21 protein-coding genes and 2 tRNA genes are annotated in these 21899 nt (G+C 41.2%); all 23 read left to right on the top strand.

The genetic code is table 11. The annotated features are described in order from the left end of the window. Nucleotides 1-13: 13 nt before the first annotated feature. Nucleotides 14-388, top strand: coding sequence for a RidA family protein (locus ACXAEY_RS00190; RefSeq protein WP_270182908.1), 375 nt, complete (start codon nucleotides 14-16; stop codon nucleotides 386-388). Nucleotides 389-527: 139 nt separating this feature from the next. After that, nucleotides 528-818 (top strand): septation regulator SpoVG, encoded by a 291-nt coding sequence (gene spoVG, locus ACXAEY_RS00185; RefSeq protein ID WP_224885464.1) that lies wholly within the window; start codon nucleotides 528-530, stop codon nucleotides 816-818. A 208-nt stretch (nucleotides 819-1026) separates the two neighbouring features. Further along, a complete protein-coding gene (gene glmU, locus ACXAEY_RS00180; RefSeq protein ID WP_270182907.1) occupies nucleotides 1027-2394 on the top strand; it encodes a bifunctional UDP-N-acetylglucosamine diphosphorylase/glucosamine-1-phosphate N-acetyltransferase GlmU in 1368 nt (455 codons plus the stop codon). 96 nt (nucleotides 2395-2490) lie between these two features. Then, nucleotides 2491-3441 carry a ribose-phosphate diphosphokinase gene (locus ACXAEY_RS00175; RefSeq protein ID WP_270182906.1) on the top strand — a complete coding sequence of 317 codons (951 nt, stop codon included), beginning with the start codon at nucleotides 2491-2493 and terminating at the stop codon, nucleotides 3439-3441. 92 nt (nucleotides 3442-3533) lie between these two features. Beyond that, nucleotides 3534-4187, top strand: coding sequence for a 50S ribosomal protein L25/general stress protein Ctc (locus tag ACXAEY_RS00170; protein ID WP_270182905.1), 654 nt, complete (start codon nucleotides 3534-3536; stop codon nucleotides 4185-4187). A 123-nt stretch (nucleotides 4188-4310) separates the two neighbouring features. Further along, entirely contained in the window at nucleotides 4311-4868 is a 558-nt protein-coding gene (gene pth / locus ACXAEY_RS00165; protein ID WP_270182904.1) for an aminoacyl-tRNA hydrolase, read from the top strand. A gap of 57 nt (nucleotides 4869-4925) precedes the next feature. Beyond that, complete coding sequence (locus tag ACXAEY_RS00160; RefSeq protein ID WP_270182903.1) at nucleotides 4926-5156, top strand: anti-sigma-F factor Fin family protein; 231 nt, start codon at nucleotides 4926-4928, stop codon at nucleotides 5154-5156. Between the two features lie 86 nt (nucleotides 5157-5242). Continuing rightward, the gene (mfd, locus tag ACXAEY_RS00155) at nucleotides 5243-8776 is read left to right on the top strand and encodes a transcription-repair coupling factor (RefSeq protein ID WP_474809708.1); all 3534 of its coding nucleotides are present in this window, start codon (nucleotides 5243-5245) and stop codon (nucleotides 8774-8776) included. 145 nt (nucleotides 8777-8921) lie between these two features. Next, nucleotides 8922-9452: a stage V sporulation protein T gene (spoVT, locus tag ACXAEY_RS00150; protein WP_270182901.1), complete on the top strand. Its 531-nt coding sequence runs from the start codon at nucleotides 8922-8924 to the stop codon at nucleotides 9450-9452. A gap of 101 nt (nucleotides 9453-9553) precedes the next feature. Beyond that, entirely contained in the window at nucleotides 9554-11137 is a 1584-nt protein-coding gene (locus tag ACXAEY_RS00145) for a putative polysaccharide biosynthesis protein (protein WP_474809706.1), read from the top strand. Between the two features lie 4 nt (nucleotides 11138-11141). Then, the gene (yabN, locus tag ACXAEY_RS00140; RefSeq protein WP_474809704.1) at nucleotides 11142-12602 is read left to right on the top strand and encodes a bifunctional methyltransferase/pyrophosphohydrolase YabN; all 1461 of its coding nucleotides are present in this window, start codon (nucleotides 11142-11144) and stop codon (nucleotides 12600-12602) included. A 13-nt stretch (nucleotides 12603-12615) separates the two neighbouring features. Then, on the top strand, nucleotides 12616-12876 hold the full coding sequence (locus tag ACXAEY_RS00135; RefSeq protein WP_474809702.1) for an RNA-binding S4 domain-containing protein: 261 nt from the start codon (nucleotides 12616-12618) through the stop codon (nucleotides 12874-12876). A 126-nt stretch (nucleotides 12877-13002) separates the two neighbouring features. Next, nucleotides 13003-13311, top strand: a complete 309-nt coding sequence (gene yabP / locus ACXAEY_RS00130) for a sporulation protein YabP (RefSeq protein ID WP_224885451.1) — start codon at nucleotides 13003-13005, stop codon at nucleotides 13309-13311. After that, nucleotides 13308-13898 (top strand): spore cortex biosynthesis protein YabQ, encoded by a 591-nt coding sequence (gene yabQ, locus ACXAEY_RS00125; protein ID WP_442865234.1) that lies wholly within the window; start codon nucleotides 13308-13310, stop codon nucleotides 13896-13898. The genes yabP and yabQ overlap by 4 nt, the downstream gene beginning before the upstream one ends. 12 nt (nucleotides 13899-13910) lie before the next feature. Then, on the top strand, nucleotides 13911-14294 hold the full coding sequence (locus ACXAEY_RS00120; RefSeq protein ID WP_270182897.1) for an FtsB family cell division protein: 384 nt from the start codon (nucleotides 13911-13913) through the stop codon (nucleotides 14292-14294). Between the two features lie 75 nt (nucleotides 14295-14369). Continuing rightward, nucleotides 14370-14822 carry a S1 domain-containing RNA-binding protein gene (locus ACXAEY_RS00115; protein WP_270182896.1) on the top strand — a complete coding sequence of 151 codons (453 nt, stop codon included), beginning with the start codon at nucleotides 14370-14372 and terminating at the stop codon, nucleotides 14820-14822. Nucleotides 14823-14976: 154 nt separating this feature from the next. Then, nucleotides 14977-15053 (top strand) — tRNA-Met (locus ACXAEY_RS00110). Between the two features lie 11 nt (nucleotides 15054-15064). Next, nucleotides 15065-15139: transfer RNA gene (locus tag ACXAEY_RS00105), tRNA-Glu, on the top strand. A gap of 498 nt (nucleotides 15140-15637) precedes the next feature. Then, nucleotides 15638-18097 carry a stage II sporulation protein E gene (gene spoIIE / locus ACXAEY_RS00100; RefSeq protein ID WP_474809698.1) on the top strand — a complete coding sequence of 820 codons (2460 nt, stop codon included), beginning with the start codon at nucleotides 15638-15640 and terminating at the stop codon, nucleotides 18095-18097. A 75-nt stretch (nucleotides 18098-18172) separates the two neighbouring features. Next, on the top strand, nucleotides 18173-18907 hold the full coding sequence (locus tag ACXAEY_RS00095) for a vWA domain-containing protein (protein WP_270182894.1): 735 nt from the start codon (nucleotides 18173-18175) through the stop codon (nucleotides 18905-18907). Beyond that, nucleotides 18876-19844, top strand: a complete 969-nt coding sequence (locus ACXAEY_RS00090) for a serine/threonine protein kinase (protein ID WP_270182893.1) — start codon at nucleotides 18876-18878, stop codon at nucleotides 19842-19844. The genes ACXAEY_RS00095 and ACXAEY_RS00090 overlap by 32 nt, the downstream gene beginning before the upstream one ends. A 66-nt stretch (nucleotides 19845-19910) precedes the next feature. Further along, nucleotides 19911-21308: a tRNA lysidine(34) synthetase TilS gene (gene tilS, locus ACXAEY_RS00085; protein WP_474809695.1), complete on the top strand. Its 1398-nt coding sequence runs from the start codon at nucleotides 19911-19913 to the stop codon at nucleotides 21306-21308. Continuing rightward, entirely contained in the window at nucleotides 21302-21841 is a 540-nt protein-coding gene (gene hpt, locus ACXAEY_RS00080) for a hypoxanthine phosphoribosyltransferase (RefSeq protein ID WP_270182891.1), read from the top strand. The genes tilS and hpt overlap by 7 nt, the downstream gene beginning before the upstream one ends. Nucleotides 21842-21899: the final 58 nt, after the last annotated feature.

Genomic DNA, 21899 nt, shown 5'->3' with positions numbered 1-21899 from the left:
GAGTGGAAACCGAATGAAGAACGTTTTTACGCAAGAAGCACCAGAAGCAATTGGACCATACTCTCAAGGAATCATCGTGAACAATTTATTTTATAGTTCAGGTCAAATCCCGTTAAAGCCAGATGGAACCATGGTTGGTGAAGGAATCGAAGAACAGACGCATCAAGTATTTGCTAACGTTAAAGCTGTTCTTGAAGCTGCTGGTTCTTCATTAGAAGACGTAGTGAAAACGACGGTATTTATAAAAGATATGAATCAGTTTGGCTCTATCAATGAGGTATATGGGGAGTATTTCTCAGAACATAAGCCGGCTAGATCGTGCGTAGAAGTAGCTCGCTTACCAAAAGACGCATTAGTAGAAATGGAAGTCATCGCTCTCGTTCGATAAAACACTCAATTTTTGGGTGTTTTTTTATATCTAAATAAATTTTTATAACATTTTTTATTTTTTGAAGAAGGGATTTTTGTAAATAAGTTGAATATTGCATATATGCTCTAACTAATGGAAAAAGGTGGTGTACTAACAGGTGGAAATTACAGATGTTCGCCTACGTCGTGTGAATACGGAAGGACGCATGCGCGCAATCGCTTCCATCACTATGGATCATGAATTTGTTGTTCATGATATTCGTGTTATTGATGGAAATAACGGCATGTTTGTAGCGATGCCAAGCAAAAGAACTCCAGATGGAGAATTTCGCGATATCGCTCATCCGATTTCCTCGAATACAAGGGAAAAAATTCAATCAGCTGTCCTAGCTGAATATCATCGTGTTGGAGAAATGGAATCCGCATATGAAGAAGCAGGTGCTTCTTAATAGGTGAAAGCCCGGTCAATCGACCGGGCTTTTTTATATGCAAAAAGGATCTGTCTCTACATTAATATGGAAGAGTTGTTTCAAGAAATTGACGATTATTTCGTTTGAAATGTAAAATGCTTGATATTTAGGGAACTTCCTTGAAAATAAGGGGTTTTTAAGATATAGTCATAGTGGAAAAAAAGGATACAATGGAGGTTCCATATACATGAATAGATACGCAGTGGTATTGGCAGCAGGTCAAGGTACACGTATGAAGTCAAAGCTATACAAAGTCCTTCACCCTGTTTGTGGAAAGCCGATGGTAGAACATGTCGTCGACCAACTTAATGCGCTTGAGCTAGAAAATGTTGTGACTGTTGTTGGGCACGGAGCTGAAATGGTAAGTGAACAGCTAGGGAAGCGGTCTGAGTATGTTCTTCAGGAAGAACAGCTTGGTACAGCTCATGCGGTTATGCAAGCTAAAGATATCCTTTCTGATAAGGATGGAGTAACGCTAGTTGTATGTGGTGACACCCCTTTGATTACGAAAGAAACGATGGATTCACTTCTTTCATATCACGAAGAGCAAGATGCTAAAGCTACGATTCTGACTGCGAAAGCAGATAATCCGTTTGGTTATGGCCGTATTATCCGTGATGATCATGGAAGCGTTCAGCGTATCGTCGAACAAAAAGATGCAAACGAAGCAGAACAAAAAGTAACTGAAATCAACACAGGTACATACTGCTTTGATAATAAGACCCTCTTCGAGACGTTGCAGTTAGTGAATAATGAAAATTCACAAGGTGAGTACTACTTACCAGATGTCGTTGAAATTCTTCAGCAAAAAGGAGAAATTGTAGCTGCTTATCAAACGGCAGATTTCAATGAAACCATGGGAGTTAATGACCGCGTAGCACTTTCTCGTGCAGAACAAGCTATGAAAAAGCGTATTAATGAGAAACATATGCGTAATGGAGTTACTCTTATCGATCCAGATGCAACGTATATATCTTCTGAAGCGGTTATCGGACAAGACACTGTGATTTATCCTGGTACGACTATTAATGGAGAAGTTGTCATCGGTGAAGAGTCTGCTATTGGTCCGAACAGTGAAATTAAAGATAGTAAAATCGGTAGTAAGAGTGTAGTGAAGCAATCTGTCGTTCATAATAGCGAAGTAGGCTCAGAAGTTACGATTGGACCTTTTGCACACGTGCGTCCTTCCTCTCAAATTCACGATGGCGTAAAGATCGGGAATTTTGTAGAAGTGAAGAAGTCAGTAATGGGAGAAGGAAGTAAAGCCTCTCACCTCAGCTATATCGGCGACGCTGAGATCGGTAAAGATGTGAACCTCGGCTGTGGTTCAATCACCGTAAATTACGATGGTAAGAATAAATACCTCACAAAGGTAGAAGATGGAGCGTTTATTGGCTGTAATGTAAATCTCATTGCACCTGTTAATGTAGGTAAAGGAGCTTTTGTAGCAGCAGGCTCAACCATCACAGATGATGTGCCTGAACAAGCCTTGTCAATTGCACGTTCTCGTCAAACAAATAAAGAAGACTATGCTTCGAAATCAACCGAAAAGTAATTTTTGAAACAATAAGAAAGCAACGTAGTGCGAATCAGCGCTCTGTCACCTGAGCGTTTGTACTTTTCTTATTAAATAATGGAGGGGTAACGGCCAATGGCTAATTATTTAGATCCAAACTTGAAAGTGTTTAGTTTAAACTCGAATCCTGACCTTGCGGAGGAAATTGTTGAACATATTGGTGTTCATATGGGAAAGTGTTCGGTAGTTCGTTTTAGCGACGGCGAGATTCAGATTAATATTGAAGAAAGTATTCGTGGTTGTGACGTGTATGTTATTCAGTCCACATGTTCACCTGTAAACGAAAACATCATGGAACTTCTTATTATGGTTGATGCTTTAAAGCGTGCTTCTGCAAAAACCATCAATGTCGTGATTCCGTATTACGGCTATGCACGTCAGGACCGTAAGGCAAGATCAAGAGAGCCTATTACGGCTAAGTTGATGGCAAACTTGCTCGAAGTAGCAGGTGTTTCCCGTTTGATCACGCTCGATCTTCATGCGTCTCAAATCCAGGGATTCTTTGATATTCCTGTCGATCAACTACTCGGTGTACCAACACTTGCTAAACATTTTGAGGAGAAAGATTTAGATGATATAGTAGTCGTTTCTCCGGATCACGGTGGTGTAACAAGAGCTCGTAAGCTTGCTGAACGTCTAAAAGCACCAATCGCAATCATCGATAAGCGTCGCCCGCGTCCGAATGTGGCGGAAGTGATGAACATCGTCGGAAATATTGAAGGCAAAACTGCGATCATTATCGACGACATCATCGATACTGCAGGTACGATTACGCTCGCAGCAAATGCCCTCGTAGAGAATGGTGCGAAAGAAGTATATGCTTGTTGTACACACCCTGTTCTATCTGGACCGGCAATCGAAAGGATCGATAATTCCAAAATTAAAGAATTAGCTGTAACGAATACGATCCCGCTACACGAAGAAAAGCAAATCGATAAGATCACTCAACTATCAGTTGCTCCGCTACTAGGCGAAGCGATTATCCGTGTTCATGAGCAGCTTTCTGTCAGCAAACTCTTCGATTAAGAAAAATAAGATTTAAATACAAGGTTTATTACTTACTGGATAAGGGTATTCATATAGAAGACATAAAACCTATTCAGGAAGGTGATTTCCAAATGGCAGCAACATTAAAAGCATTAGATCGTAATACAACAAAGAGAAGCGAATTAAGAGTACTACGTGAAGAGAAGGAAGGTCTTCCGGCGGTACTATACGGCAAGGATCGTTCAAGCGCACCGGTGTCAGTCGATGCTCTTGAATTTGTCAAAGTCTACCGTGATGTAGGTAAGAACGGTGTTATCGAGCTTGATTTTGAAGGACAGGGAAAATATCCTGTAATGGTGTATGACTTACAGGTTGATCCTCTGAAAAACCAAATCTTGCACGTAGATTTCTATTCAGTAGACCTTGATAAAGAAGTTGAAGCTGAAGTTCCTGTTCACTTAAAAGGAACTGCACAAGGCGACAAAGACGGTGGCGTTGTACAGCAAATGCTTCATGAAATCACAGTAAAAGCAAAACCTAATGATTTCCCAGATAGTATCGACGTTGATATTACTGAATTGAATGTAGGAGACGCTGTTCTCATCAGTGATCTTCCGACAAGTAATAAATACGAGATTGTGGTTGATGGAGAAGAACCGATTGCATCTGTCGTTCCTCCAACGAAAGAACCTGTTGAAGATGAAGAAGAAGCAGATGAAGTGGCAGAAGAGCCACCTGCTGACGAAGTTGAAGAAACAGACGATGAAACAACGAAAACAGAATAAACAGCAAAGACGTAACCTGGTCGGTTACGTCTTTTTTACAGAATTAATTTCTTCCATCGATGAATATTGAATGGTTTTTTTGATACGATAGAAGAAAAGTAACGAAAGGTAGGACGTTAACAGTTGAAACTTATAGTAGGCCTCGGAAATCCTGGTAAAAAATTTAATAACACACGCCACAACGTTGGGTTTATGGCGATAGATGAACTTTCAAAGGAGCTCGGCATCTCCGTCGACCAAAAAAAGTTTAATGGGCTATATGGAAAAGGTATGGTGAATGGAGAGACGGTCTTTTTACTCAAGCCGCAAACTTATATGAATCTATCCGGTGAATCGGTTAGACCCTTGATGGAATACTTTAATATTGAGGTGGATGACCTTCTTGTCATTTATGACGACCTCGATCTACCGACTGGTAAAGTGAGACTTCGTCAGAAAGGAAGCGCTGGTGGCCATAACGGGATGAAATCAATCATCGCTCACGTTCACACCCAAGAATTTAAGAGAGTGAGAATTGGAATTGACCGTTCTGGTAGAGACTCTGTTATCGACTATGTGCTAAAACCATTTTCAAAAGAAGAACAACCACCAATTCAAGAAGCTATTGAGCGAACAGTAAAAGCTTGCGAAGCTTGGACAACTGAGTCCTTCCCGGAAGTGATGAATCAATACAACGCTTGAATATCCGTTCTTTCTCCCGTCAATACTAAAATTAGGTAATGACAGGGAGGAAAAACGATGACTATTCATTATGTATGTCGCCATTGCGACGTGCAGGTTGGCACACTGAATCAAAACGATTGTTCAGCAGAAGGATTGGGCTTTCATCAGCTTACTCAAGAAGAGCGGCAATCGATGATTGAATATAAACAGGATGGTACAATTACAGTGAAGACAATTTGCGAGGATTGTCATGATGCGATGGAAAGAACACCATCTTACCATGAATTAGACACATTTATTCAATAAGAGGCTTTGGGCGGAAACCAAAGCATTTTTGCGTTCTTAAAAGTGATTCGCTGCTTTTAAGAATGAGAGGGGAGAATAAGCAAACGATGTTAGGCCTAAGAGAATATTTTAGTAAAGGTGATGAGTTTCAGTCTATTTTTTCCGGTGTGAAAGAAGGACTCAAAGAGCAGCTCGTAGCAGGCTTGTCTGGTTCTGCACGGATGCTTTTAATGGCTTCCCTTTACCACGAAACAAAACGTCCCCAGCTCATCATTACCCATAACTTGTTTCAAGCTCAAAAACTATATGAGGATATGAGTGAACTGGTTCCGGCGGATGAAGTCTACTTATACCCGGTAAATGAACTGATCTCTTCAGAAATTGCGATAGCTAGCCCTGAGCTCAGAGGTCAGAGAATGGAAGCCTTGAATTATTGGATCAAGAACAAGAAAGGAATCGTAATCGCACCAATATCTGGTGTTCGTCGCTATTTGCCTCCAAAAGATATTTGGGAGAAAAGTCAGGTTACGTTTAATGTTGGAGATGACATCCCTCTAGATGAAACGCTCAATAAATTTGTATCGCTTGGATATGACAGAGTACCTATGGTATCTTCTCCAGGCGAATTTAGCGTGCGTGGTGGTATCATCGACGTCTATCCACTAACAGAAAATAATCCAATTCGTATTGAACTTTTTGATACTGAAGTAGATTCGATACGGTTCTTCGATATTGAATCGCAGCGTTCTGCTAATAAAACAGAACAAATTACGATTGGTCCTGCAGAAGAAGTCGTGCTGTATCCTGAACAATTTGAAAAAGGGGCAGAGCGACTGCAGAAAGAACTACAAGCTTCCCTTAAGAAGGTAAAAGACCAGAAGGCCAAGGAAGCGATGCATCAGAACATCACATATGAAATCGATCAGTTAAAGAACAACCAAAATTTTCAAGGTATCATTAAGTACATGGACTTTTACTACGATCAACCAGCCAGTTTACTAGATTATTTACCGGATGATGGTCTGGTCGTTTTTGATGAAGTCAGCCGTATACAAGAAATGTCTTCAGACCTGGACAAAGAAGAAGCTGAGTGGCAAACTGCTTTGTTAAAACAAGGAGAAATCGTTTCTTCTGTTTCGTTATCGAGGTCTTATGATGCGTTATTTACTCAACCTGAACACGTTACTCTATACTTATCGATTTTTTTGAGGCATGTTCCTTATACAAACCCTCAAAACATCATCAATGTTTCTTGTAAAGCGATGCAGAATTTCCATGGACAGATGAAGGTGTTAACGAGTGAAATCGAGCGCTGGAAGAAAAGTGGAATGGCCATTGTTTTTCTTGCAGCTACCGAAGAGCGGCGTAAACGCTTAGAACGCGTGTTAGAGGATTATGATATCGACGCGATGGTGGTAGAACAAGATTCACCGATCTCACATAATAAACCGCAAATGTTGATCGGCAGTCTTAATGGAGGCTTTGAGCTTCCAATGCAAAAACTTGCTGTCTTAACAGAAGCAGAAGTGTTTACTAAGCAGTCTAAAAAGCCACGTCGCTCACAAAAGATGTCCAATGCTGAACGGATTAAGAGTTATTCCGAGTTAAAAGTCGGTGACTATATTGTTCACGTAAACCATGGTATTGGAAAATACCTTGGCATAAAAACGCTTGAAGTGGGAGGAATCCACAAGGACTACCTCTATGTTAGCTATGCAGGGAATGACAATTTATACGTACCGGTAGATCAGATCGACCAGGTTCAAAAATATGTGGGGTCTGAAGGAAAAGAGCCTAAGTTATATAAGTTAGGCGGAACGGAATGGAAGAAAGTTAAGCGAAAAGTACAATCATCTGTTGAAGATATTGCAGATGATTTGATCAAGTTATACGCGGAACGTGAGGCAAGCGTCGGTCATAGCTTTGAAAAAGACACGCTTGAGCAGAAGGAATTTGAAGCTGCCTTCCCATACCAAGAAACTGATGATCAACTAAGAGCGATCCAGGAAATTAAAGAAGATATGGAAAAGTCTCGTCCGATGGACCGTCTCCTATGTGGTGACGTAGGGTATGGGAAAACGGAAGTGAGTATTCGTGCGGCATTTAAAGCAATTATGGATGGAAAACAGGTCGCTTTACTCGTTCCTACCACAATTCTTGCGCAGCAGCATTTTGAAACGATACGAGAGCGTTTTGCTGACCACCCTATTAATATAGGGTTACTAAGTCGCTTCCGTTCAAGAAAAGAGCAAAATGAAACGTTAAAAGGTTTGAAGAACGGAACGGTCGATATTGTGATCGGGACGCATCGTTTGCTCTCGAAGGATGTTACCTATAGTCAATTAGGATTGCTGATTGTGGATGAAGAACAGCGATTTGGCGTCACACATAAAGAGAAGATCAAGAAACTTAAAGCAAATGTTGATGTTCTTACATTAACTGCTACTCCTATTCCGCGAACGCTTCACATGTCGATGCTTGGAGTGCGAGATCTTTCTGTCATTGAAACTCCTCCAGAAAATCGTTTCCCAGTCCAAACGTATGTGGTTGAACATAGTGGAACGTTAGTGAGAGAAGCGATTGAGAGAGAACTTGCGCGTGGAGGCCAGGTTTACTTCCTATATAATCGCGTCGAGTCGATCGAGTATATGGCAGATCAAATCCAAACGCTCGTTCCAGAAGCAAGAGTAACGTTCGCACATGGGCAAATGGGTGAAAATGAGCTGGAATCCGTTATGATTGATTTTCTCGATGGAAACTATGACGTACTTGTAAGCACAACGATTATTGAAACGGGAGTAGATATCCCTAATGTGAACACGCTTATCGTTTATGACGGAGATAAGATGGGACTTTCACAGCTTTACCAACTAAGAGGACGTGTAGGGAGATCGAATCGAGTGGCTTACGCATACATCACGTATCAGCGTGACAAAGTCCTAACAGAAGTTGCAGAGAAAAGGTTGCAAGCGATTAAGGAATTTACTGAATTAGGTTCAGGATTTAAGATCGCGATGCGAGATCTATCCATCAGAGGAGCCGGAAATCTTCTTGGAGCTGAACAGCACGGCTTTATCGACTCGGTAGGTTTTGATTTGTATTCTCAAATGCTTAAAGATGCCATTGAAGAGCGAAAAGGAGAAAAGCCGAAAGAGCCTGAATTCACGGTCGAAATCGATGTTGAAGTCGATGCGTATATTCCAGGTACGTACATTAGTGACGAAAAGCAAAAGATCGATATGTATAAACGCTTCCGTTCAATAGAATCGTTAAAAGACATCATGGACCTTCAGGATGAGATGATGGATCGATTCGGTGATTTCCCTGAAGAAGTCGATTACTTGTTCCAAATCTCCCGACTAAAAGAAATGGCGAAAGAATTGAAGATTGAAAAGATTAGTCGAAGTAAAAAAGATATCAAGCTTCTCTTCCATGAATCTGCACGCGATGCGATCGGGGGAGAAACGATATTTGAAGTGGCCAATGAATATGGAAATAAATTAGCCCTAGGTGCAGACGGCAATAAAGTCTCGATCACAGTTAAAGGAAGGGGTCTTGAAACTAAACCTCACCTTCAGCTCGTTGAACAAGTGCTAAAGAAAATTAAAAAAGCAATGAAGCAGCCGATGAATGCGAAATAAAGGCGATTTTGGGTGAACAACATAAATTTGACAGTTTTATGAATAGAACTCAATAGACGAAAAGATACTAATGGAAAGATATTGTAGATCAGCTAATCATCAATGGTTGAAGAAACTTACATTTCTAGAAAGCGAGGCAACTTAGATGAAAGCAACAGGTATCGTTCGTCGTATTGATGACTTAGGTCGTGTTGTCATACCAAAAGAAATTCGCAGAACCCTAAGAATAAGGGAAGGAGATCCATTAGAAATTTTTGTGGATCGTGAAGGAGAAGTTATTTTAAAGAAATACTCTCCGATTAGTGAGCTTGGTGATTTTGCAAGAGAATACGCTGAATCCCTGGCAGAGCACTCTGGGCATATTGCGTTGATCTCTGATCGAGACGTGTACATCGCTGCTGCAGGCGGTCCAAAGAAAGAGTACTTGAACAAGAGCATTGGGAGCACTGTAGAAAAGTCTATGAATGAACGTAAGTGTCTTTTGAATCCTGCTAGCGCAGAACTTATTGACAGTGTTCCCAATGACACTGGACACGTTATCGCTCCGATCATTGCGAATGGGGACCCGATCGGATCAGTTATTCTACTAGCGAAAGAAGCAGAGCAAGTCACAGAATTAGAACAAAAGCTCGCAGAAACTGCAGCTGGCTTTTTGGCCAGGCAGATGGAGCAATAGGACAAGCTATGGAGGCCGTGTTGCCTCCATTTTTTATTTGAAAAAGATGATCGTATGATATAATTCGTACATATTAAGAAGTTGTAAGCATGGCGGTGAATATGAATACAAGTAGTGTAAAAGGTTTTTGGCACGGCGCTTTTTTGTTAACTGCTGTAGCACTCTTTATGAAGGTGTTGAGCGTCGGGTATCGAATTCCTTATCAAAATATTGCAGGAGACATTGGCTTTTACGTCTACCAGCAAATTTATCCCTTTTATTCGATTACGATTATTCTAGCTACATATGGATTTCCGGTCATCGTGTCAAAGCTGGTGTCCGAGAAGGTAGCCAATAACGAGTATGAGAAAGCAGAAGAAATCTCTCGGTACAGCTTTATTACACTCGTCGTGTTTGGAGGACTAGGGTTTATCTTTCTTTTCTATGGCGCGCCTTTACTAGCAGGATTAATGGGAGACAGTGACCTTACTGTTCCTCTTAAAGCGACTTCGTTTTCCTTTCTATTGATGCCGGGAATCGCATCGATTAGAGGCTATTTTCAAGGCAATGAAAATGTACTGCCGACAGCCTGGTCTCAAGTAACAGAGCAATCCGTCCGAGTAGCAGCCATTCTTGTGATCTCCATTACGTTAGTGATGAATGGTTATAACGCGTATGCTACTGGGACAGGTGCCGCTATAGGCTCTTTAATCGGAGGATTATCAGCGCTCTTCCTTCTTGTAGTACTTAGGCTAAAACAACCGAATAGAAAGTCGGTATCGATCAACATCCCTCAATTAGTCTACGTTGGCCGCAGACTCTTATCAGAAGGTACATTGATTTGTGTTAGCGTATTGATCATGGTCCTTTTTCAATTAATGGATGCATTAACGATCGTTCCCGCTTTAGGAGAATACGGGTTGAGTGCTTATCATGCAAAAGAAACGAAAGGAATATTCGATAGAGGACAGCCGCTGATTCAAGTAGGAACCGTTTTAGCAACATCACTTTCTTTATCGATCGTCCCTGTTATCGTAAAAGCTGTTTCTCAAGAAAACCTTCAGCTGATTAGGGAAAAAACAGGCCTTTCACTAAAAATTAGCTTCGTAACAGGTGCTTCTGCATCTGTTGGACTTGCACTTATCATGAGAGAAACAAACACGATGTTATTTACAGATGATTCGCTCTCGGTGACATTAAGCATTTTAACAGGTGCGATCTTATTCGGTGCGATTGCTATGACTGCAGCAGGCATTCTGCAGGGGCTCGGTCAAGAACGATTAGCTGCTAGGTATACGATCATTGGTGTGATGATAAAAGGGTTAGGGAATATTGTTCTCGTTCCTGTGATAGGGATAAATGGTGCTGCACTATCAAGTGTATTAGGGTTTTTTGTAGTTGCAGCTTTAGCCACTAGAACGGTGCATGCTCAAGTTGGATTAGAGAAATATGCGTTTCGCTTTTGGCGGTTCCTTTTTGCTCTTGCAGTGATGAGCGGTGCAGTAGGTTTGCTGTGTTTCATTATGCCTTCTAGTGACTCCCGACTACTTTCAAGCATTACTGCACTATCTGGGGCAACGATCGGAGTGATCGTTTTAAGTCTTACTGTTATCTGGATTCGAGTGTTTACAAAAGCAGAATTACTCCAGTTCCCAAAGGGAGAGAAGCTCATTTCTCTACAACAGAAATTCAGTAAAGGAGCCTAAAGGTATGAATAATAAAATTACAATCATAGGCACAGGTGCTGGTGATTTCGATCAGCTTTCGATTGGAAGCTACCGTACGTTACAATCAGCCGAAAGAGTCTACGCAAGAACGTTAGATCATCCAGTCATTCAGGAACTGATGAATGAAGGGTTAGAAATACATGGCTTCGATCATATATATGAAGGAAATGAATCCTTTGAAGAAACGTACCGTACGATAGTAGATAACCTGTGGGCTGAAGCTAAGAAGGGTTCACTCGTTTATGCAGTGCCTGGTCATCCGATGATGGCTGAAGCGACTGTACAATTATTATTGAATGAAAGTGTGGACCTAGGAATCGATGTAGAAGTTGCGGGAGGACAAAGCTTTCTTGATGCATTGTTCACTGCAGTGCGCATCGATCCGATCGAGGGATGCCAAATCCTTGATGCAACGCGTTTCACGCGAAATGAAGTACAGGTGAGGAATCATTTGATCTTTGTTCAAGTCTATGATCAATTTACAGCATCAAACGTGAAGTTAACACTGATGGAATTACTTCCTGATGACTACGAGGTAACTGTTCTGCAAGCTGCAGGTAGTAAAGAAGAGAAGGTGACCTCTGTTCCTTTGTTTGAACTCGATCGAACAGTGGAAGTGAATAATTTAACAGCCGTTTATGTACCGCCTGTGCAAGAAGAAGCACTGTTGTATCGCGATTTTTCATGGTTGCGACAAGTCGTTGCAACATTACGTGGTCCTGAAGGATGTCCATGGGATAAAAAGCAAACGCATGAGTCACTAAAAAAATACTTATTAGAAGAATCGTATGAAGTAATTGAAGCGATCGATTCTGGAGATGTCGATCATTTAGCTGAAGAACTAGGAGACGTACTGCTGCAAGTCATGCTGCATGCTCAAATCGGTGAAGATGAGGGAATGTTCTCAGTTGATGATGTTATTTATTATCTAAATGAAAAGCTTATCAGAAGACACCCTCACGTGTTTGGTGAAGAAAAAGCTCACACTGCAGAAGAAGTTGCAGGTCTTTGGAACAGCGTGAAGGCACAAGAAAAAGAATCGATGCCTTCAAAGTTAGATGGAATAACAAAAGGTCTGACAGGCTTAATGCGAGCTTCAGAACTTCAGAAGGCTGCAGCAAAAGTTGGTTTTGACTGGGGTGAAGCTGAACCGATTTGGGACAAGGTCAAAGAGGAGTTAGACGAGTTTCATGATGCGGTGACTCATCAAACGCACGAGTTGCGTGAAGAAGAACTTGGGGATTTGCTTTTTGCCATAGTAAACCTCGCACGATTTTATAAGATAGATCCTGAAGTAGCCGTTCATCGAACGAATCATAAATTTGAAATACGATTTCAATACATTGAGAAGTGTGTAGAAGAGAATAACGAGAAGATTGAAGATTTAGCGCTAGAAGTGCTTGATCGTTATTGGGAAGAAGCCAAAACCAAAGGAATTAAATAAAGGGGAGATAACGATGAGATTAGATAAATTTCTAAAAGTATCTAGATTGATCAAACGTCGTTCGATCGCAAAAGAAATCTGTGACAAAGGCAGAATTGAAGTGAACGGAAACAAAGCGAAAGCTGGAACGAATGTAAAACCTGGAGACGAGCTTGTTATTTCGTTTGGACATAAAAAGGTAACTGCTCGAGTAGATGAATTGAAAGAGACGACAAAGAAAGACGCAGCAGGAAACATGTTCACGATTTTAAAAGAAGAAGCTGCAGGGGAATAAAAGGTCGAGAACGGCCTTTTTTTATTGTGAAAAAATGAGATTAATACTGTCATGATCAGAGCGATACAGCTTGTTCTAAAACATCTTTTCTACTCATAGTAATGTATCGAGAAGAGGGGGAGAGCGATGGATAATTACTATGAGTATGGCTCTTACGAAAATTCAGCGAGTACACCTGATCATGATCTTGTCATGAAAGCCCGTAAATCACTTGAAATCACGGGGGTTAAACATGTAGATAGTTTTGATAATGAGGAATTTCTTCTCGAAACTTCGATGGGATTTCTTGCGATTAGAGGGCAGCACCTCAAGATGAAAAATCTCAATGTTGAGCAAGGGCGTGTTTCGATTGAAGGCAAGATTTTTGATCTCAGCTACCTGGATCACCATGAAGGGGATAAAGCTAAAGGGTTCTTTAGCAAGTTATTCAAATGACGCTTACCGTTCAATTCTATACAATGGTTGCCATGGTGGCTATGGGGGTGTGGCTGGGAATAGCCATGGATACCTATAGCCGTTTTCTTCATCCAAGGAAGAGTAAAAGTCTATGGCTTTATCTCAATGATGTGGTTTTTTGGTTGCTGCAAGGATTATTGACCTTTTATGTATTGTTTATAGTGAACGAAGGAACGTTGCGATTATATGTGTTTTTAGCGTTATTGTGTGGGTACGCAGCATACCGTGCATTATTTCAACAGCTATACCGCAATTCATTAGAACGAATGATTATTATAACGGTGAACGTCGCTAATGTCGTTAAGTCTTTATTTACGAATCTCGTCTATCGCCCAGTATTGTTTATATTGAAACTTCTATTGAGCTTATGTATGATGTTAATTAGTATGATTACAACCATTTTTTGGTTTATTATCAAGCTCTTTTGGGTACCGGTTAAGTGGAGTTTTTTGTTGTTATGGAAATTGATTCCTCGGTCAATTCGAGCTAGGCTAATAAAAACAGCAGGAATTGCCGATACAATAAAGAACTACATAAAAAACTGGTTAATGAAATTCAGAAAGTGAGGAGGGAAGAGCTTGGTTACTGCGAATAAGCGGAAGCCTAAAGTAACAGAGGTACACTCGGATTATCATAAGGAAAAACAGCTACAAGATAAAGTCAAAGAGCGTAGACGTAGAGGTCTTATTCGCCGCCTTATAGCATTCGCGGTACCTGCTTTAGTCCTAACTATTCTATTTATCTCCGTATTCACTTCACAAGCTGCAACGATCAAGGAAAAACAAATACAGCAAAAGCAGGCAGAAGAAGAATTAGTTAAACTCGAACAACAAGAAAAATATTTGAAGGAAGAGATTAAAAAACTCAATAATCTGGATTATATAGGTGAATTAGCAAGAAGAGATTATTCGATGTCAAAACCCGGCGAGACAATATTCAAGCTTCCTTCTTCATCAAATTGACACGTTGTTTTGGAAAGAGGTATAATTAAAATACGACTGATCTTTTAAAGATTTTAAGGAGGAGCTTTTTTTAAAATGGCAATCGAAGTAGGCAGCAAGCTACAGGGAAAGGTAACAGGTATTACTAATTTTGGCGCATTTGTTGAGCTGCCAGATGGAAAGACAGGTCTCGTTCACATCAGTGAAGTCGCAGACAATTATGTCAAAGATATCAATGATTTTCTATCAGTAGGTGACCAGGTTGAAGTTAAGGTAATTCAAGTTGAAAACGACGGTAAGATTGGATTATCGATCAAGAAGGCAAAAGATCGACCTGTATCAGAACGCCCACGTAGTAGTGGCAGACCTGGTGGAGGAAGACCCGGCGGCGGTGGTTTCAAAGGAAAGCCACGCGGTGGCGGACGCCCGCAGGTAGAATCGTTTGAGGATAAGATGAGTAAATTCCTTAAAGACAGCGAAGATCGCCTTTCAACCTTGAAAAAACAAACTGAGTCTAAACGAGGTGGGCGTGGAGCTCGACGCGGCTAGACCTTGTTGTCTACTAAATATATGTGTAACAACCTAAACAGACGTGCAAAGGCACGTCTGTTTTTTTATACAAAAGATATTTAAAAAACTAGTTGACACATACTTTCTAGGCATGTATTATATATCTTGTGCTTATAAAAGCCACAGATAATATGGCGGTGTAGCTCAGCTGGCTAGAGCGTACGGTTCATACCCGTGAGGTCGGGGGTTCGATCCCCTCCGCCGCTACCATCTTTATCTTTGGCCCGTTGGTCAAGCGGTTAAGACACCGCCCTTTCACGGCGGTAACACGGGTTCGAATCCCGTACGGGTCACCATTTTTATTCGAGGAAGATACGGTATCCTCACCCAAGGGTTCCCCTGCAGAGGTTATCTCAAGACGATAAATCAGCAGGACTAGCTAACGCGTCGGAATCCCGTACGGGTCACCATTTTCTAATTAATCAAACTAAAACTAATAAATATACCCTGCATTAAGAAATTAATGCAGGGTTTTTTGTGTTTTTTATCCTCTTTTCTCACTTCTTTTCGACGTTTTTATCCCCGTTAGTCTTTTCTATGAAAAAATCCAAATTAGTCTTTGTCCCACTTCATTTATTGTGGTTTGGGTGCATGGACGCTGCTTCCAAGTGTTTACAGATTTCTTCCTGTGTCTACATTTGATTGACAAGCTTCACACGAAGAAGTCGAGAACTTTTATTCGTTTCGGCTTCTTTTTTTGACAAAAAGTGAATATGCCCTGTGATTTAATGGATTACACAAACTCACTTGTAATGTTCGGAAATAAAATATGAATCATGAAAGCAGGTGTGGGAATGCAAAGCGAACTGGTTTTGGAACGATCGAGATCAAAGGTAGGTAAGTGGGTTCAAGGGTTAAAAGAAAAACTTGAACTATTATTGTTCCAAAGAGGTCTTTTATTGTTTGCAATCGGCTTTCTTCTTGGACGAGCAGTGATCCTTACGCAGGTTACACCATTTGCGCTTCCTTTTTTTGGAGCGGTATTCTTTTTGAAAAAAGAAAGAACGGTCATGATTATCATGGCTTTACTAGCTGGTGCCGTTTCAACCTCGAACCTCGAGAATACAGGTTTTATCATGATTGGAATCTTATTCTTCCTTCTCATCAATCGTTTTATCAAACTTTCATCGCTATCGCTTATAAAAACACTGCCTGTTTTAGTTTTCATAACGAGTATGGTAGGAAGGCTTATACTTAGCTTAATTATGGAAGGCACTCTCGCGAATACAAATTGGATATTGGCCGTTGTAGAAGGTGCTTTAGGAATGATCTTGACCATCATCTTCATCCAAAGCATTCCCGTTATTTCAGTTAAGAAAAGAACCCAGGCGTTAAAGAATGAAGAAATCATCAGTTTTATCATTCTTCTTGCTACGATGTTAACCGGTACGATCGGGTGGGTAGTATACGGGTTCTCGATTGAAAATATATTATCTCGCTATCTTGTATTGATATTTGCTTATGTGGGCGGCGCAGCCATTGGATCAACGGTTGGAGTTGTAACAGGTTTGATTCTTGCGCTCGCAAATGTCGCCAGCCTCTATCAAATGAGTATGCTAGCTTTTTCAGGGTTACTAGGTGGACTTCTGAAGGATGGAAGGAAAATTGGAGTTGGTTTGGGGCTCCTTATTGGAACACTATTAATTGCGCTTTACGGTAGTGGTCCGGAGCTGTTGTATCCTAATTTGATAGAGTCTGGCATCGCGGTACTTCTTTTCTTCTGTACCCCTTCTCGAATTACATCACAGTTATCTAAATACATTCCTGGCACCGTTGAGCATGCGAATGAACAACAACAATATCTTAGAAAAGTAAGGGATGTTACCGCTAGTAGGGTCGAACAGTTTTCAAGCTTGTTTCAAGCGTTGTCTACGAGTTTCTCTGACTCAGATACAGTGCCTGAAGAACAGTCGGAGCGAGAAGTAGACTACTTCTTAAGTCATGTAACTGAGAAAACGTGTCAGACATGTTTTAAGAAGGAGACGTGTTGGGCAAGGGATTTCGATACAACGTACTCTCACATGACGAACATCATGGAAGAGCTTGAACATACGACTGAGCTAAATAACCATAGTTTAAAACGTGATTTTGACCAACATTGCATTAAAGCCAATAAAGTAATCGATATTATTGGAAAAGAAATGAGTCATTATCAAGCGAATCGGATGCTGAAAAAACAAGTTCGTGAAAGCAGAAAAATAGTAGCGGATCAATTGCTAGGGGTCTCACAAGTGATGGGAGACTTTGCAAAAGAAATACAAAAAGAAAGAGATAACTTGCATCAACAAGAGGACCAAATCATAGATGCAATTCAAAGCATGGGTCTTGAGGTAGGGCAGGTTGAAATCTATAGTCTTGAGGAGGGTAATGTTGACATCGAAATGAAAATCCCAGCGTGTGGAGGGCGCGGTGAAGGAGAAAAAATCATAGCTCCGATGCTTTCTGATATTTTAAAAGAAAATATTATCGTAAAAAAAGAAGTGTGTGCCGAACATGAACATCAAACGTGTCATCTTTATTTTGGATCTGCAAGAGAATTCCTTGTTGAAACCGGCGTTGCAAATGCTGCGAAAGGTGGTGCATGGATTTCTGGAGATAGCCATTCCACAATTGAGCTTGGAGCTGGAAAGTATGCGATCGCGATAAGCGATGGAATGGGGAATGGTGAGCGGGCACATAAAGAAAGCACAGAAACGATTCAGCTTCTCCAAAAAATTCTTCACTCTGGTATCGATGAAACGGTAGCGATTAAATCAGTTAACTCGGTACTATCTTTAAGAAATACGGATGAGATCTTTTCTACCCTTGACCTTGCAATGGTAGATTTGCAAGATGCTTCAGCGAAGTTTTTAAAGATCGGATCGATACCAAGCTTTATCAAACGTGGTGATCGAGTGATGATGGTGGAATCTGCAAATCTACCGATGGGAATTATTCCAGAGTTTGATGTGGAAGTCGTCAGTGAGCAACTGAAGGCGGGAGATCTTTTAATCATGATGAGCGATGGAATTTATGAGGGAGTCAAGAATATTGAAAACCCAGAGTTCTGGATGAAGCGTAAGATCAGAGAGCTAAACACGGATAAGCCTCAAGAAGTTGCCGACCTGATCATGGAAGAAGTGATCCGTACGGAATACGGTAGAATCGATGATGATATGACTGTCGTCGTAGCAAAGGTAAAGCGTAACATACCGAAGTGGTCTACAATCCCTATCTATTCAGCACCTTCTTTCAGAAAGAAGAAAGCACAGTGATGAGGTGATCACTGATGTATAAACTTCCCTCCTAAAGGCGATGCTTGTAACAGCAAAAGGAGGGAGTAGGACGAGATGAAAAAAGGAACGCTGAGACAGATTTTGTTGATCACGGACGGATGCTCCAATCAGGGAGAAGATCCGGTAGCGATGGCTGCGCTTGCAAGAGAATACGGTATGACAGTCAATGTTATTGGAGTGCTCGATGAGAATGAGCGGACAAACGGAGGCTTAAAGGAGATCGAGAACATCGCTTTATCAGGCGGGGGTATTCACCAGTTGGTTTATGCGCGCCAACTATCGCACACTGTACAGATGGTTACTAGAAAAGCAATGACACAGACGATTCAAGGCTTTATTCATAAAGAGTTACAAACGATTTTAGGTAGTGATAAAGAGATAGAAGATTTGCCGCCTGAAAAAAGGGGTCAGGTGGTAGAGGTAGTGGATGATTTGGGGGAAACGATGGACTTAGAAGTGTTGATTCTAATCGACACAAGCGCTAGTATGCAGCATAAACTGCCTACGGTCGAAGATGCCTTGCTCGATCTTTCTATTAGTCTCCATTCGAGAATTGGTCAAAATGAATATACCCTGTATGCATTTCCAGGTCGGAAGAAACAAGTCGAACAGCTAATGGATTGGACGCCACAAATGAAAGACATTCATAAGGTCTTCCCGAAACTATCATCTGGAGGCGTAACGCCGACGGGGCCTGCATTGAAAGAAGCGATCGATGCATATCAGAAAAAGCGCTCAAAGAGAGGACTGCTAGAAGATGACGGATACATCGAAGAGTCAGGCAGTTAATGTTTCTTATGGAACAACGATAAGAGGCAAGTGGAACAAAGAGAGTTACCAAATTGAAAAAAAACTCGGCAGCGGAGCGCTCGGTACAGTCTATCTAGCAAACTCTCGAAAAGGCCATGTAGCTGTTAAAGTGGGTAATGATACCATGTCGATTTCTTCTGAGGTGAACGTTCTTAAACAGTTATCGCAGGTCCAGGGATCCGTTCTTGGGCCGTTTTTCTATGAGATGGACGATTGGGAAGTGGGTGGAAAGCGATATCCTTTTTACGTGATGGAGTACATTCACGGAGAGCCGCTTTTCTCGTTTATACAGCGGAGAGGAAAAGAGTGGCTCGGAATCCTCATGTTACAGCTGCTTAGGGACTTGTCCGTGTTACACAGAGAAGGCTGGGTGTTTGGGGATCTAAAACCAGATAATCTTCTAGTAGAAGGAGCACCTCCAAAGATGAGGTGGTTAGATGTTGGAGGAACGACAGTGATCGGTAGGTCCGTAAAAGAGTTCACGGAATTCTTTGATCGTGGGTATTGGGGATTAGGCTCGAGAGTAGCAGAGCCTTCTTACGATCTGTTTGCAACAGCGATGGTCGTAATAAATGCTGCATACCCAAAGCGCTTTGAACGTCCTAAGGAGAATGCAGAGGCATACTTAATGAGTAAGGTCGATGCATCCTCTATTCTCAAACCATACAAATCGATTCTTAGAAAAGCGTTAAAAGGCAAGTATCAAAATGCGTTAGAGATGAGGAACGAACTTTTTACACTCCTGCAGGATGATAAACCTAAGGCGGCACCAAAGGTTAAAGCAACTTCAAGGGTGACCGCAAGAAAACGAACGGTTAAAGCGAAGAATAAAAGGATCAGGTGGGTAGAAACGGTGCTGTTGTTTGCTTTTATTCTAACTCTCTATACTTTATACTTAGTTGGGTATGGGTTCTAAACACAAGGAAGTAGAGAATAGACTAATTTACTCTGTAAATACCCAGCAAGAAAGGAAGACGTGATTTTGCAGCAGGATGTTGACCGATTTATCCAAAAGCATGACTTACTACATGAAGGTGATGTTGTTGTTGCAGGCGTTTCTGGAGGTCCTGACTCTGTAGCACTTCTTCATTATCTAAATAAGTTAGGACTTAAGCTCATCGCGGCTCATGTCGATCATAAGCTACGAGGCACTGAATCCGCTGAAGACCTTTCTTTTGTAAAACGTATGTGCGAAAGAGAGGGGATACAATTTGAGTCAGCTTCCATCGATGTGGAGAAATATAAAAAGGAAAAGGGTGTTTCTACCCAGGTCGCTGCAAGAGAGTGCCGTTATGACTTTTTCCATCAAGTGATGAATAAATACAATGCAACAAGTTTAGCGCTCGCGCATCACGGGGATGATCAAATCGAGACGATGTTGATGAGGCAAGTGCACGGAAGTATTTCTGGGCTTTCAGGCATCGCAGTCAAACGGAAATTTGCTAGTGGTCTTCTTATTCGTCCTTTATTAGGGGTGACAAAAGAGCAGATTCTTTCGTACTGTGAAGAACATTCACTTCCATTTCGTATTGATCCTTCGAATGAGAGCGACAATTACATGAGAAATCGGTTTAGAAAGCAAGTTCTCCCATTTCTAAAGGAAGAAAACCCAAACGTCCACGTGAGATATCAACTTTATAGCGAACGTATGCAGAGCGATGAAGACTATTTGATGGAGCTTGCAGGCAGCCGTTTGGACGAAGTAATCATCGATCAAAATGACAAAATTGTGAAGATCGATAACAAGTCCTATCATTACTTGCCTATTCCTTTACAAAGAAGAGTGATTCATCTAATATTAAACTATCTTTACAAAAGCAATGCTCCTTTTTCTTCTATACATATTGAGGATTTGCGGTCTTTGCTCGATTCTGAGCATCCTTCAGCTTCCCTTGATTTGCCATTGGAATTAAGGGCAGTAAAATCCTATGACACCTGTTGTTTTACATTTGAAACCTTTAGGGAAGTAGAGTCGTATACAAAGCAGTTGGATAGTCCTGGTTCGGTTGAAACACCTCTAGGGACTATTACAGCTACATTAGTGGATGAGCTACCTCTAAATTTATCAGGCGAGGATTTAATCATTGAGAGTACTATGTTCCCAGTCACCGTACGTTCAAGAAGAGCGGGTGATCGAATTCAGCCAAAAGGCATGATTGGAACGAAAAAGGTAAAGGATATTTTTATTGACCGTAAAATAAACCGTTCAGAGCGTGATAGTTGGCCCATCGTGGAAAGTTCAGATGGAACGATTATCTGGGTAGCAGGACTGACCCGTTCTGAAAAAGTTACACTACCTGCAAAAAGGAAAAAGCTCGTGCATCTGCACTACGAAAAAAATTATCTACATAGGCTGGGAGGACAGGATCACAGATGCTAAATGAAATACAAGAAACATTGATCAGTGAGGAAGAAATACAAGAGAAATGCCGCGAGCTGGGTAAACAGCTTTCAGATGAGTACGAAGATCGTTTTCCACTAGTAATTGGTGTGCTAAAAGGTGCGCTGCCTTTTATGGGAGATCTAACGAAGCGTATTACGTGCCATCTTGAAATGGACTTTATGGATGTCTCAAGCTACGGCAATTCAACTGTATCTTCAGGAGAAGTTAAGATTATTAAGGATCTTGATACTTCGGTAGAAGGACGAGACGTACTGATTCTCGAAGATATTATCGACAGTGGTTTGACTTTGAGCTACCTAGTTGACCTGCTGAAATATCGAAAAGCTAAATCGATTAAAATCGTAACGCTGTTGGATAAGCCAACAGGCAGAAAGGTCGATCTTAAACCAGATGTTGCCGGATTCATCGTACCAGATGAATTTGTAGTAGGGTACGGCCTAGACTTCGCTGAAAGGTATCGAAACCTTCCGTTCATCGGTATTCTTAAACCCGAAATGTATCAAGGTTGATTTGTTGTAGTTCAATGTGCCAATATGGTAAGATAATCTATGGTTTCCTGTTCGTGGG

The organism is Anaerobacillus sp. ABA4_114, from assembly GCF_056159065.1.
This window is presented reverse-complemented; position numbering and strand designations above follow the sequence as displayed.

Excerpts from the sequence above, each read along its gene's own strand:
- mfd (WP_474809708.1), top strand. The coding sequence starts at position 5,243 with ATGTTAGGCCTAAGAGAATATTTTAGTAAAGGTGATGAGTTTCAGTCT.
- ACXAEY_RS00135 (WP_474809702.1), top strand. The coding sequence starts at position 12,616 with ATGAGATTAGATAAATTTCTAAAAGTATCTAGATTGATCAAACGTCGT.
- spoIIE (WP_474809698.1), top strand. The coding sequence starts at position 15,638 with ATGCAAAGCGAACTGGTTTTGGAACGATCGAGATCAAAGGTAGGTAAG.
- ACXAEY_RS00160 (WP_270182903.1), top strand. The coding sequence starts at position 4,926 with ATGACTATTCATTATGTATGTCGCCATTGCGACGTGCAGGTTGGCACA.
- ACXAEY_RS00170 (WP_270182905.1), top strand. The coding sequence starts at position 3,534 with ATGGCAGCAACATTAAAAGCATTAGATCGTAATACAACAAAGAGAAGC.
- ACXAEY_RS00115 (WP_270182896.1), top strand. The coding sequence starts at position 14,370 with ATGGCAATCGAAGTAGGCAGCAAGCTACAGGGAAAGGTAACAGGTATT.
- hpt (WP_270182891.1), top strand. The coding sequence starts at position 21,302 with ATGCTAAATGAAATACAAGAAACATTGATCAGTGAGGAAGAAATACAA.
- spoVT (WP_270182901.1), top strand. The coding sequence starts at position 8,922 with ATGAAAGCAACAGGTATCGTTCGTCGTATTGATGACTTAGGTCGTGTT.
- ACXAEY_RS00145 (WP_474809706.1), top strand. The coding sequence starts at position 9,554 with ATGAATACAAGTAGTGTAAAAGGTTTTTGGCACGGCGCTTTTTTGTTA.
- yabP (WP_224885451.1), top strand. The coding sequence starts at position 13,003 with ATGGATAATTACTATGAGTATGGCTCTTACGAAAATTCAGCGAGTACA.
- ACXAEY_RS00090 (WP_270182893.1), top strand. The coding sequence starts at position 18,876 with ATGACGGATACATCGAAGAGTCAGGCAGTTAATGTTTCTTATGGAACA.
- ACXAEY_RS00175 (WP_270182906.1), top strand. The coding sequence starts at position 2,491 with ATGGCTAATTATTTAGATCCAAACTTGAAAGTGTTTAGTTTAAACTCG.
- yabQ (WP_442865234.1), top strand. The coding sequence starts at position 13,308 with ATGACGCTTACCGTTCAATTCTATACAATGGTTGCCATGGTGGCTATG.
- ACXAEY_RS00095 (WP_270182894.1), top strand. The coding sequence starts at position 18,173 with ATGAAAAAAGGAACGCTGAGACAGATTTTGTTGATCACGGACGGATGC.
- ACXAEY_RS00190 (WP_270182908.1), top strand. The coding sequence starts at position 14 with ATGAAGAACGTTTTTACGCAAGAAGCACCAGAAGCAATTGGACCATAC.
- yabN (WP_474809704.1), top strand. The coding sequence starts at position 11,142 with ATGAATAATAAAATTACAATCATAGGCACAGGTGCTGGTGATTTCGAT.
- glmU (WP_270182907.1), top strand. The coding sequence starts at position 1,027 with ATGAATAGATACGCAGTGGTATTGGCAGCAGGTCAAGGTACACGTATG.